The sequence below is a fragment of the Paenibacillus sp. 19GGS1-52 genome (assembly GCF_022369515.1).
GTDB lineage: Bacteria > Bacillota > Bacilli > Paenibacillales > Paenibacillaceae > Paenibacillus_AQ.
Map to the genome: position 1 here is coordinate 1921984 of NZ_CP059724.1, position 13307 is coordinate 1935290.

Below are 13307 nucleotides of genomic sequence, written 5' to 3' on the forward strand. Positions count from 1 at the left end.
AACCATATACCACATTCTATTTAGGGGGAACTGCTAGATGAAGAAAAGTAAGAGTTTATTGCTCATGTTTGCACTGGTTCTCGTGATCAGCACTGCACTTGCAGGCTGTGGCGGAAACAATACAAACAATGGCAGCAATGCTAACACGGGCAACACAGCTAATACAGGAAACACTGCCGACACTGGTAACACAGCTACTGACGAAAAGCTGGCTGCTGACCAAACGCTTAGAATTAACCTGTCCTCAGAGCCTCCAACATTTGACCCGGCTCAAGCACAAGACAGCCAAGCTAACACTGTTTTGAAAACAATGTATGAAGGCTTGACAAAAATGAATGATGAAACTGGTCAAGCTGAACCAGGCGTTGCTGAGAAATGGGAAGTTTCCGCTGATGGTTTGGTATACACCTTCCATTTACGTGATTCCAAATGGAGCAATGGCGACCCAGTAACAGCAAATGACTTTGTATTTGCTTGGAATCGTGTACTTGATCCTAAAGCAGCACCAGCAGCACCATATGCTTATCAATTGTACTACTTGAAGAATGGTGAGAAATATAACAGTGGTAAAGATGCAACAGTTAAGGATTTCAGTCAAGTAGGCGCAAAAGCTATTGACGACAAAACACTTGAAGTTACTCTTGAGAATCCAACTCCTTACTTCCTTGGATTGCTTTCTTTCTACACTTACTACCCTGTACACAAATCGGTAGAGGGTAACGCTAAATGGGCAACAAGCAAAGATACTATGATTGTTAACGGACCATTTACACTTACAGATTGGATTACCGGTCAATCCCTTGAAGTAACTAAGAATGATAATTACTACGACAAAGATAATATCAAATTGAATAAAATTGAGTTCACACTGGTTAACAGTGGTGCAACCGAATTGCTGAGTTATAAGAGTGGAGAACTTGATCGTGCCGGTGGCCCTAACGGTGAAATTCCTACCGAACAATTGCCAGTTGTATCGAAAGAGCTTCCTAATGAGTTCCAAAGAAAAGGTATCTCCACAGTTTACTACTATGAATTTAATGTAACTGAGAAACCTTTTGACAATGCTAAGATTCGTAAAGCTTTGGCTATGACAATTGATCGCCAAGCCCTGATTGACAATGTTACTCTGGGTGGACAATTGCCTGCATTTGGTTTCGTACCTCCAGGTATTGCTGGCGCTGCAGACGAATATCGCAATGAAGTGAAAGACAGCGGCTACTTCACTGAAGATGTAGAACAAGCTAAAACATTGCTGGCAGAAGGTCTGAAAGAAGAAGGCCTAGATAAATTGCCACCAGTTACTTTGTCTTACAACACAAGTGAAGGTCACAAAAAGATTGCTTTGGCAATCGGTGACATGTGGAAAACAAAATTGGGTATTGATGTGAAACTTGAGAATCAAGAATGGGCTGTATTTATTGAAAATCGCCAGCACCTGAACTACCAAGTAGCACGTGCTGGTTGGTCTGCAGATTATAACGATCCAATGACTTTCCTTGATATGTGGGTAACAGGTGGTGGTAACAACACTACTGGTTACGCTAACCCTGCTTATGACAAACTGATCAGCGAAGCAAAAGCAAGCGGCGATAACAAAGTACGTAATGAGAAATTCGCTGCAGCAGAAAAAATATTGATTCAGGATGATATGGTTATCATTCCAATCTACTACTACACCAACAACTCTTTGGTTAAGGAATATCTTAAAGGTATCACCCTTGATTTCAGTGGTGCAGTTAACTTGACTAAAGCTTACTTGCTGGAACACTAAATTAAATTTTAGTGCTACAACTAAAAAGTTAATTATCTGGAGTTAGTCCTTACTTCGGGATATATATGTGGATTACCATATATATCCCTTTTTTTTGTATGTCCGGCAGTTTGTAAAACATTTGCCTAATTTACATAAATTAGTAAATGGACAAAAGGCTGCATTTCTCATAGAATCTAATTATGTGTTGAAATTTGTCAAAGGGGGTGCTGACGGGCATGGCACGTTATATTGGAAACAAGTTGTTTTATACTCTCGTATCGTTGTTTGTGTTGATTTCTGCTACATTTTTCCTTATGAAAGCTATTCCGGGTGATCCATTCACATCGGAGAAGAAAATACCTGATGAAATTCGTCAACGGCTTTATGAGCAGTATGGATTGGACAAGCCCGTTTCTGTTCAGTATGTAAAATATTTAGGTAACATCGCTAGAGGTGATTTTGGAGTGTCCATGAAACGTTTGAATCAGGACGTATCTCACATCATCGGGCAGACGTTCTCCGCTTCACTGAAGCTGGGTATCGTAGCCATCATTTTTTCGGTCATAGTTGGTGTTCTGCTGGGTATGCTGGCTGCACTCTATCATCGTAAATTTTTGGATACTGCTGCAATGGTCGTCGCGGTGTTAGGGATCGCGGTCCCGAGTTTTGTGGTTGCGTCAGTCTTACAATACTTTCTGTCTTATAAGTGGGGGCTTCTCCCCGTATCAGGCTTTAAAACACCGCTGCACTATGTGCTGCCGGTCTTTGCACTCTCAGCACAGCCTATAGCTTTTATTGCGCGTTTGACCCGCTCAAGTATGCTTGAGGTGCTGCATGCTGATTACATCAAGACTGCAAAGGCAAAAGGTTTAAGCTGGTTTGCTATTTTATCTAGACATGTACTGCGTAATGGGATTTTGCCTGTAGTAACTTATATGGGACCTATGACCGCTAACATTGTAACTGGTTCTGTAGTTATCGAGCAGATTTTTGGTATCGGTGGTATTGGTAAACAGTTCGTGGAAGCAATCGGTGTTCGTGATTATCCTATCATTATGGGGATCACTATCTTCTACGGTATTTTACTTATGCTGGCACGTCTCATAACAGATATCGCTTATGTCTTTATAGATCCACGCATTAAACTATCCAATGGAAAGGAGGGCTAACGAGTGGCATCTGAACAGAACATGGTTGACTTGAAACCAGAGGATTTTCAAAAAGTTGGCGTAGATGAGAAGCAGGCCGAAATTATCCAGCGTGAAAGCTTGTCCGCTTGGCAGGATTCTTGGCAACGGCTGCGACAGAACAAGATAGCTATGGTAGCAATGATAGTTATGATTCTAATTGTAGTAGCGGCTATTCTTGCTCCTTTTATAACCAAATATAATTATTATTCTAATGATTTGCTTAATTCTAATAAGCCTCCTTCTTCGGTGCATTGGTTCGGTACAGATGATCTGGGCCGTGACATTTTCGTTCGTACCTGGTATGGAGCACGCATCTCGCTCATCGTAGGTCTGGCGGCAGCGGCAATCGACTTGCTGATCGGTGTCATTTACGGTGGTATTATGGGATTCTTTGGCGGACGTGTAGACAGTATTATGAACAAATTCTCCGAAATTCTTTATTCTATTCCTTACTTGCTGGTAGTTATTCTGCTGCTCGTTGTAATGGAGCCAAGTTTATGGACAATTATATTGGCCTTAACCATAACGGGTTGGATAACGATGTCTTGGATTGTACGCGGTGAGATCATGTAGCTCAAAAACCGTGAGTTCGTTCTGGCTTCTCGCTCCATGGGTGCAGGTTCGGCACGGTTGTTGTTCCGTCACTTGCTACCAAATGCAGTAGGTCCAATTATCGTTACGATTACCCTATCGGTTCCAAACGCGATATTTGCCGAGGCTTTCTTGAGTTTCCTTGGTCTTGGAGTCCAGGCTCCAATTGCCTCACTGGGTTCGATGATTAATGATGCGTTGACAGGTTGGTTGCTATATCCATGGCGCTTCTTGTTCCCGGCTATATTGATAAGTTTAACTATGCTTTCCTTTAACATTTTCGGTGATGGTCTTCGTGACGCACTTGATCCTAAACTGAAGAAATAGGAGGTGAACATTGATGGAACCCATTTTACAAGTTAAGGATTTGCATGTTTCTTTTTTCGTAAAAGGTGGAGAGGTACAAGCTGTCCGCGGTATGAATTTTGAAATTGGCAAAGGCGAAACGGTTGCCATCGTCGGCGAGTCCGGCAGCGGCAAAAGTGTGACTGCACAATCGATAATGCGGCTGATCCCTTCACCTCCTTCTAAAGTGAAACAAGGAGAAATTTTTTTTCAAGGACAGAATCTGCTCGACATCAGTATGAAACAAATGGAATCTATTCGCGGCAAGGATATTGGCATGATCTTTCAAGACCCGATGACTTCTTTGAACCCAACCATCAGAGTGGGTAAACAGATAACCGAAGTTTTGATCAAACATCAGAAAATGTCAGCGGCCGAAGCGAAAAAGCAAGGTATCGAGATGCTGAATTTAGTTGGCATTAAAAATGCGGAGGCTCGCTTTAACCAATATCCTCACGAATTCTCCGGTGGTATGCGCCAGCGTGTAATGATTGCCATTGCACTTGCTTGCCGCCCGGCTCTACTCATTGCAGACGAGCCGACAACGGCGCTTGATGTAACAATTCAAGCGCAAATCATGGACGTGATGAAAGAGATGCAGCAAAGACTGGGTACCTCCATCATTTTAATTACACATGATCTTGGTGTCGTTGCTGGCATGTGTGACCGGGTTATCGTGATGTATGCAGGTGAAGTGGTCGAAACGGGTACAAGTTGGGAAATCTTCAAAGACCCACAACATCCCTACACCAAAGGCCTGCTGCGTTCGATGCCTCGTCTGGACCAAAAAAAGGGAGAGCCGCTCATTCCGATTATTGGCACTCCCCCGGATCTAATCAAGCCGCCGATCGGCTGTCCGTTCACCGCACGCTGCGGAGAAGCTATGCATGTCTGTGAACAAATTGATCCCGGCGCAACAGAGTTCAGCGATACGCATATGGCCCGCTGCTGGAATCTGCATTCGATGGCCAAGGAGGTGCAGTACTCTTGAGTAAAAACCTGATTGAGGTAGAAGGCTTGAAGAAGTATTTTAATGTAGGCAAAGGCAGAGTACTTAAGGCTGTTGATAATATTAGCTTCAGTATTCGTGAAGGTGAAACACTGGGTATGGTAGGCGAATCCGGTTGTGGTAAGACAACTGCAGGACGTACGGTTCTTCGCTTGTACGAACCCACTGCCGGAAGTGTGAAATATAATGGTGTCGACATATTCAAATTACCTACGGGTAAAATGAAGGCTATGCGTCGTGATATGCAAATGATTTTTCAGGATCCTTATGCTTCACTTAACCCGCGCTTTACAGTTCAAGATATCATCGGTGAAGCGCTAGACATTCACGGTATGGCGGGAAGCCGTGCGGAACGTAAGAAACGGATTGAGGAACTGCTTGATATGGTTGGACTTAACCATGATCATGCTACCCGCTATCCACATGAGTTCTCCGGTGGTCAACGCCAGCGTATCGGGATTGCCCGTTCGCTTGCAGTCAACCCTAAGTTCATCGTTTGTGATGAGCCGATTTCAGCGCTTGATGTATCCATTCAAGCACAGGTAGTTAACTTGCTGAAGGAATTGCAGGATCGTCTGGGGTTAACTTATCTGTTCATCGCACATGATTTGTCGATGGTTAAGCATATCAGTGATCGCGTAGCGGTTATGTATTTAGGTAAAATGGTTGAATTGGCTGAGAGTGAAGAGCTATATGCCAATCCTCTCCACCCTTACACCAAGTCGCTGCTATCTGCTATTCCGATTCCTGACCCGGAAGTGGAAGTTAACAAGAAGCGTATCCATTTGCATGATGAGCTTGGCAGTCCGATTTATGGACAGAATGAAGAGACGGATCAAGCAGAAACTCAACTGATCGAGGTTTCCAAAGGACACTTTGTAGCTAAGGCTTTTGCTTAATTCAAAGATAATGAATAACCGCCGGAGTTTCTCCGGCGGTTTTCGCTTTTTCTTGAAATATAAAAATTTATATGCTTCAAGCAATAATTTATCCTTATATTTCTCGAAGAAACGACTGCCGTCCATATAAAGAACGGCGAAGCTGTTTCATCTTGCATGGATAAGCTGTGGAGTTCTTATTCTTTGACGCCGCCCTCTACTTTGGATACAATCATAAAGAGTTTAAGAACAGGAGGCAAAGGCGATGAATGTTGTACCGGAACCGCTCCCGGGCGGATCTGCGCTCGCACGCGACTATATAAGCAATTACGAAAAGGTAGGACATTTGTACGGTGGTGACTTCCGTAATGTGGAGAGCAGAGTGAAACGGGCGGAGTGGCTTGATAAAAGTGAGGGCTTCCGCGCTGATCGAGCACAGGTTACCGATTACTTACGGACCTATAACCAACAACACAATTCCCATGACGCGGTCATGGCTTCGCTTAGACTGCTTGCGCAGCCAGGCACACTTGTGATTACCGGTGGCCAGCAAAGTGGCTTGTTCACAGGCCCGCTGCTGGTTGTATATAAGGCAATGACAACGATCCTGGCAGCAAAAGAAGCGGGAGAACGGCTTGGACGGCCGGTCGTGCCGCTCTTTTGGATCGCCGGAGAAGATCATGACTGGGATGAGGTTAATCATACGTATGTATTGAACCGTGCTCAGGAGATATCGAGAATTAAGATTGAGAAATCCGTGGAGGTTCGAGCTTCAGTTAGCGATCTTAAGATCGAGGCTGAAAGCTGGTTGCAGTCAGTGGAACAACTGGATGGCTTGCTGCAGGAGAGTGAGTTCAAACCGCAGATTATGGAGTTTGTGCGAGAATCTTCGCTTGATGCCAGCAATATGACGGACGCTTTTGCCAAGCTAATGGGTTCATTATTTGGTAAATTCGGTCTGATTTTGCTTGATTCTGCTGACCCTGCCCTTCGTAGACTGGAGCAGCCCATGTTCTCCTCGCTGATTACGCAGAATGATGAATTGGAGGCAGCCTACCTGAGTGCAGCATCTGATATCACTGCAAGTGGGTATGAGCTGCAGGCGGATGTGACCCCAGGCAACGCTAACCTCTTTTATATTCATGAGGGTGCTCGGCTTTTGCTCCATAAAAAAGATGGTCTCTTTACTGACCGTAAAGGTGTAGTTTCTTTTTCCCGTGAGGAATTACTGGATATCCTGAACGACCACCCGGAACGTTTCAGCAATAATGTGCTAACGCGCCCATTGATGCAGGATTATGTGCTGCCCGTTCTGGCAACCGTACTCGGTCAAGGTGAGTTGTCGTATTGGGCGATCCCCCGGCAAGCGTTTGAGACCATCGGTGGCCAGATGCCGCTTATTATACCTCGTATGTCTTTTACGCTGGTAGAGGGCACACTTCATAAACACATGGACAAGTACCAGCTAACCTTTGCAGATGTCCATCAGGGCTTGCATGATAAAAGACAGCAATGGCTTGCCACTCAGGACAAGCTAGAGTTGGGACGCCGGTTTGAGGAGACCAAAGCAACCTTCTTGGCCATGTATGAGCCACTGATTGAACAGCTTGGGTCCATTCAGTCCGGATTGCTTAAGCTGGGGAATAACAACAAAGATAAGATTATCGATCAGATCTCTTTTCTGGAAGGAAAAGCCCAAGATGCCATGGAGAAGCAGAATGAAGCTGCGCTTCGCCAATGGGAACGGATTGAGCAATCGCTAATGCCACTGGGTAAATTGCAGGAAAGAGTTTACAATATCATGTATTATATGAACCGCTACGGTCCGGATTGGCTGGACGAGCTTATGACAATTCCCGCAGATTACAGCGGAACACACCGCATGATCTATATGTAATATCTATCAAAATTTAGGAGGATTTAATATGAGTTCTTTATCCAAGCAAAACAGCATTGTGGCTGATATGTCACTCGCTTCTGAGGGACATTTAAAGATCGACTGGGTTCGCCAGCATATGCCAGTCCTGAACCGTATTCGGGAGCAGTTTGAAGTGGAACAGCCATTCAAAGGTCTCAAGGTATCGATTACACTTCATCTGGAAGCAAAAACAGCTTATTTGGCGAAGGTGGTCCAAGCTGGTGGTGCCGAAGTAACAATTACAGGCTCCAACCCGCTATCCACGCAAGATGATGTGTGTGCGGCGCTTGTAGAGGACGGGATTACGGTTTTTGCCAAATACAATCCTTCTCCTGAAGAGTTCAAAGCCCTAAACATCAGAGCGCTTGAATGCAAACCTGATCTGATTATTGATGATGGTGGAGATTTTGCAACTTTGCTGCATTCGGAGCGTCCTGATTTGATGGTGAATATTCGCGGTGGTGCAGAGGAAACGACAACAGGTATTATCCGGCTTAAAGCACTTCACAAGCAGGGGATGCTGAAGTTCCCGATGGTAGCTGTTAATGATGCATACTGCAAATATTTGTTCGATAACCGTTATGGTACAGGCCAATCCGCATGGGATGGAATCGTGCGTACAACGAATCTTATCGTAGCAGGCAAAACAGTAGTTGTTGTAGGATACGGCTGGTGCGGTAAAGGGGTAGCCATGCGGGCCAAGGGTCTTGGTGCAAAGGTTATTGTTACTGAAGTAGACGCAATTAAGGCTGTCGAAGCTCATATGGATGGCTTTCATGTGATGCCAATCCTAGAGGCGGCGAAGCTTGGTGACTTTTTCGTTACGGTAACAGGCAATCGTTATGTAATCCGCGGTGAGCATTATGATGTCATGAAGGACGGAGCGATCCTCTGTAACGCCGGACATTTTGATGTAGAGGTGAACAAGCCTGAGCTATCTGAAAGATCGGTATCTAAGCGTACGGTTCGTAAAAATATCGAGGAGTACCAGCTACGTGATGGACGCAAGATTTACCTCCTAGCCGAAGGTCGACTCGTGAATTTGGGTGCAGCCGATGGGCATCCTGCGGAAATTATGGACACCACCTTTGCCTTGCAGGCGTTGTCGCTTAAATATGTGAATGATAACTATAAGACTATTGGTGTCAAAGTTGAGAATGTGCCTTATGATCTGGATGAGCAGATAGCGCGCTACAAGCTGGAAAGTCTGGGCGTTGGTATCGACAGCCTGACGCCTGCACAGGTTGAATATCTGGACAGCTGGAATCTGAGCGACTGATTATATAGGATGTGACAAATGGGCCATGCAGCCGGACACAAGTCCGCTGACATGGCTTTTTATTGTGGACGAAAAGAAATCGTGTGGAGGGATTAGGGAACAATTACAAATCCTGTTTAGCATAAATTACCATGCCTTAGAAAAAAGGTTTTTGATTTTTAATGGCGAATCTATTATGCTTAAGTGGTGAAAAGTGGGGCAAAGTGGGTAATAGGGGATTGGGAGTGGGGAAAACATGTTCATGGGTGAGTACCAACATAGCATTGACGACAAAGGCCGAATCATTATTCCGGCTAAATTTCGTGAATTGCTCGGAACCTCCTTTGTAGCGACCCGCGGCCTGGACTCCTGCTTATTTGTTTATCCTATGGATGAATGGGAAATCATGGAGCAGAAGCTCAAGAAACTTTCGTTAATGAAATCGGATGCTAGGGCATTCAGCCGCTTTTTTTTCTCGGGAGCGACGGAATGTATGTGGGACAAGCAGGGAAGGGTAAATCTGCCGAGTAATTTACGGCAGTATGCTAAGCTGGATAAGGACTGTATTATTCTAGGCGTTTCGAACCGGGTGGAGATCTGGAACAAGGAGCTATGGGAACAGTACTTCGAACAGTCAGAGGAATCGTTCAACGAAATCGCCGAGAAATTGGTTGATTTTAATTTTGATTTATAACAAATACACATATCGAATTACTGCCCTGGAGGGATGAAGTTGTTTCACCACATCACGGTGCTTAAGGAAGAAGCGACAGAAGGGCTTAACATCAAGAAAGACGGTATTTATGTGGACTGCACGCTCGGAGGAGCGGGACACAGTTCGCTTATTGCTTCTAAGCTCAGCGGTGAAGGCCGACTGATCTGTCTGGATCAAGATGAATGGGCTTTGGATAATGCAAGAGTCAGGCTGGCTGAGTATGGCGACAAGGTGGTCTTGATTAAGACCAACTTCAGAGATCTTGAAAGTGTGCTTAAGGAGTTGCCTTTTGTTCCTCAAGTGGATGGCATTCCCCAAGTAGATGGAATACTCTATGATCTTGGCGTTTCGTCACCTCAGTTTGATGAAGGAGAAAGAGGCTTCAGCTACAATCATGATGCTCCGCTGGATATGCGGATGGATCAGTCGGCGTCATTAACTGCAGCGGATATCATTAATACCTGGTCCGAGAAGGAAATTGCCCGTGTGCTTTTCCAATATGGAGAAGAGAAGTTCTCACGGCGGATCGCCAAGAAAATTGTGGATCGAAGAGCCGAACAGCCTGTCAAGGGGACAGGGGAATTGGCTGAGCTTATCAAGGAGGGCATCCCGGCAGCCGCACGAAGAACGGGAGGGCATCCCGCCAAACGCAGCTTTCAGGCTTTGCGAATTGCTGTTAATGATGAGCTGGGAGCTTTTGAGGAAGGGTTGCATGAAGCTGTGCGCTGTCTGGCGCCCGGTGGAAGAGTATCAGTGATTACATTTCATTCGCTGGAAGATCGGATTTGCAAGCAGATTCTAAGCAGCTATTTAAGCCGCTGTACTTGTCCGACTGATTTTCCATTTTGCGTATGTGGTGCTGTAGGAACGCTTAAGTTGATTAACCGCAAACCGTTTATGCCTTCTGAGGAAGAGTTGGAACTTAACCCACGTGCCCGTTCAGCTAAGCTGCGCATTGCAGAGAAATTGTAAATGAGGATAAAGGAGAGTCAGAGATGGCCTATACCCGCGGAAATTTAGCAGTTCAACCCAAAAGAAAAGAAGAAGCAGATCGGCTTTACCGCCAGAAGACTAAAGTTGTTACCAGACGGATGGTTCTTCCGCTGCAGGAGAAGCTGTTATACATGCTTACATTGGGGGTATGCGTCCTGGTAGCTGCCGCTCTAATTTGGCGTTACGTCCACATTTATGATTTGAACAAGCAGGCTCAGGAGCTGGATCAGCATATTTCGACAGCCAAGAAGCAGATCGCTAATTATCAGATGGAGAAGCAGAATCTGGAGCAGACCGTCGCTCAGAGAGCAAAGGCCCAAGGTTTTGTATCACCGGATGAGAATAATACGATTTATGTCGCTGAGAAGAATAATAACTAGCTGGAACATAATTGAACGACTGCCAAGATAAATAATAATTGAGTATGTGAGGTTCCCTATGGTAAAAAGAATAAAACTTCGCACGCTGTTTATAGGAGGGTGTATCACCCTCTTTTTTCTTGTTTTGATCGGTCGGGTATTCTGGATTCAGGTGCTGAATGGTGAAGAGTGGCAGAAAAAGGCATCTGCGCAATGGGCGCATACTGCTGATATCAAGGCACAGCGCGGTGTTATTACTGACCGCAATGGGAATATTCTAGCCAGTGATGTTCCTGCTTTTACTGTCGTTGTAGATCCAGAAGTTATTCATGAACAAGGGATCGGCGAAGAGGTCATCAAGGGCTTGCATGATCTGCTGAATAAGCCGGAAGATGAACTGCGCACACTGATTGAGGCCAAAGATGATAAGGGCAAGTACCTTAAGAATCGCGAAATTCGCAATGAAGGTTGGAAGATTGATCAGGATCTCGCGGATAAGGTAACTGCATTTAACAAAGCTTTGGGTAAAGAACATGATATTCAGGAAACCGGGGTTGGGCTCGTCAGAGAACAGAAACGGTATTATCCGAAGAATACTTTGGCTGCGCAAATCCTTGGTTACACAGACAGGGATGGCAAAGCTATCATGGGGCTCGAGAAATATTTTGATACCCAGCTTAGAGGGGCTGACGGCAAACTTTTCTATCAAAGCGATGGGCAAGGGATAAAGCTGCCTGATTCGCAAGACTCTTATCAGCCGGTAGTCAATGGTAACAATTTCAAGCTGACGATAGACAGTACTATTCAGTATTATATCGAAGAGGCTATGAAAAAAGCCTATGATCAATATCAACCGACGAGTATCAGTGTTATTGCTGCTGATCCCAACACGATGGAAATTTTGGGAATGGCGAATATGCCTACCTTTAATCCCAATGAATATAATACAGCGGATCAGGCGGGGTTCTATAATCATGCCATCAAATCTACCTACGAGCCGGGCTCTACCTTCAAAATTGTCACGCTTGCCGCAACCGTACAGGAGAAGCTCTTTAATCCGGATGCAACTTTTCTCTCGGGGCAGATCAAGATTAAGGGCTACAAGACGCCACTTCATGATATTAAACGTGCAGGTTGGGGGACTATCTCTTTCCTTGAGGGTGTGAAGCGTTCCAGCAACGTTGCTTTTGTTAAGCTGGGTTATGAAATGCTAGGCCAGGATAAACTTTTAAAGTATATTAACGATTTTGGATTTAACGAGAAGACGGGTATTGATCTTCCTGGGGAAACGAGCGGAATAGTTAATCCTGACCCGAATCGCCCCATTGAAAATGCAACCCTGGCTTATGGTCACGGCAAGGTGCTGGTCACTCCGATTCAGCAGTTGGTTGCCGTATCTGCTATTGCGAACGGTGGCAAGCTGATGACGCCCCATGTCGTCAAAGAGATTACAGACCCCAATACCGGAAAAACAACGGTTACCAAGCCTGTAGTAGTACGCCAAGTCATATCTGAGGCAAGTGCCAAGGAAACGGGCGGCTACTTAGAACAGGTTGTAGCTGACCAAGTTATCGGGACAGGACGCCATGCTTACATTGAGGGATATCGTGTAGCAGGTAAGACAGGGACTGCGGTTAAAGTAGAAGGTAAGAATTATGTGAATTCCAAAGTGTTGATCTCCTTTATTGGCTACGCTCCGGTAAATGATCCGAAGATCGCAGTTATCGTCATCATTGATGAACCGAATGAGGAGGTTGGCGGGGGGACAGCAGCTGCTCCAGTATTCAAAGAGATCGTATCCCAGTCGCTTCAGTATATGGGAGTTCCAAAGCTGGCTACGGAGGCAAGTGGTAAAGATGCGCCTAAGACAGCATCTGCACTTCGCACCACTCCTGATCTAACTGGAAAAACAATGAAACAAGCCAAGGATTTGCTTCTGGCTGGAGGTTTTGACTTCGAAAGTGTGGGTGAAGGGACTACGGTTATTAGTCAGTATCCTGCAGCCAAGTCAACGCTTGCCTCAGGCCAGCGTATCTATTTATTAAGCCAGCAGGGAAATAAGCCCACCATTCCGAATTTAAGCGGACAATCGCTGCGTGATGCTTTAGAGATATTAAGCCTACTGAAAGTTGGCATCACGGTAGAGGGTGAAGGTTATGTGACTGAACAGGCTGTGGGTACGAAGGACGGCAAGACGCTTGTTACTCTGAAGCTGAAGCCTTTGAATGAATACGGCGAGGATATTCCTGTATCCCCATCCCCACCTGCTGATGCTACTGCGCCGTGAGTTAGCAATCT

At 45.3% G+C, this 13307-nt stretch carries 10 protein-coding genes and 1 pseudogene; all 11 read left to right on the forward strand.

The genetic code is table 11. The features are described 5' to 3' along the window. Positions 1–37: 37 nt before the first annotated feature. The 11 genes and pseudogenes from H1230_RS08905 to H1230_RS08955 all read left to right on the forward strand — a co-directional run bounded on the left by H1230_RS08905 (position 38) and on the right by H1230_RS08955 (position 13296). Positions 38–1771 carry a peptide ABC transporter substrate-binding protein gene (locus H1230_RS08905; RefSeq protein WP_239715136.1) on the forward strand — a complete coding sequence of 578 codons (1734 nt, stop codon included), beginning with the start codon at positions 38–40 and terminating at the stop codon, positions 1769–1771. Positions 1772–1989: 218 nt separating this feature from the next. Further along, positions 1990–2922, forward strand: a complete 933-nt coding sequence (locus tag H1230_RS08910; RefSeq protein WP_239715137.1) for an ABC transporter permease — start codon at positions 1990–1992, stop codon at positions 2920–2922. 21 nt (positions 2923–2943) lie between these two features. After that, a pseudogene (locus tag H1230_RS08915) lies at positions 2944–3861 on the forward strand (ABC transporter permease). Positions 3862–3874: 13 nt separating this feature from the next. Beyond that, positions 3875–4870: an ABC transporter ATP-binding protein gene (locus H1230_RS08920; RefSeq protein WP_239715138.1), complete on the forward strand. Its 996-nt coding sequence runs from the start codon at positions 3875–3877 to the stop codon at positions 4868–4870. Then, positions 4867–5787: an ABC transporter ATP-binding protein gene (locus tag H1230_RS08925; RefSeq protein WP_239715139.1), complete on the forward strand. Its 921-nt coding sequence runs from the start codon at positions 4867–4869 to the stop codon at positions 5785–5787. The genes H1230_RS08920 and H1230_RS08925 overlap by 4 nt, the downstream gene beginning before the upstream one ends. Before the next feature lie 244 nt (positions 5788–6031). After that, a complete protein-coding gene (gene bshC / locus H1230_RS08930; protein WP_239715140.1) occupies positions 6032–7663 on the forward strand; it encodes a bacillithiol biosynthesis cysteine-adding enzyme BshC in 1632 nt (543 codons plus the stop codon). 28 nt (positions 7664–7691) lie between these two features. After that, positions 7692–8963 carry an adenosylhomocysteinase gene (locus H1230_RS08935; protein WP_239715141.1) on the forward strand — a complete coding sequence of 424 codons (1272 nt, stop codon included), beginning with the start codon at positions 7692–7694 and terminating at the stop codon, positions 8961–8963. Positions 8964–9198: 235 nt separating this feature from the next. Further along, positions 9199–9636, forward strand: a complete 438-nt coding sequence (mraZ, locus tag H1230_RS08940) for a division/cell wall cluster transcriptional repressor MraZ (RefSeq protein ID WP_239715142.1) — start codon at positions 9199–9201, stop codon at positions 9634–9636. A 39-nt stretch (positions 9637–9675) separates the two neighbouring features. After that, a complete protein-coding gene (gene rsmH, locus H1230_RS08945) occupies positions 9676–10629 on the forward strand; it encodes a 16S rRNA (cytosine(1402)-N(4))-methyltransferase RsmH (RefSeq protein WP_239715143.1) in 954 nt (317 codons plus the stop codon). A gap of 23 nt (positions 10630–10652) precedes the next feature. Then, complete coding sequence (locus H1230_RS08950) at positions 10653–11030, forward strand: hypothetical protein (protein WP_239715144.1); 378 nt, start codon at positions 10653–10655, stop codon at positions 11028–11030. A 58-nt stretch (positions 11031–11088) separates the two neighbouring features. Beyond that, the gene (locus H1230_RS08955) at positions 11089–13296 is read left to right on the forward strand and encodes a penicillin-binding transpeptidase domain-containing protein (RefSeq protein WP_239715145.1); all 2208 of its coding nucleotides are present in this window, start codon (positions 11089–11091) and stop codon (positions 13294–13296) included. Positions 13297–13307: the final 11 nt, after the last annotated feature.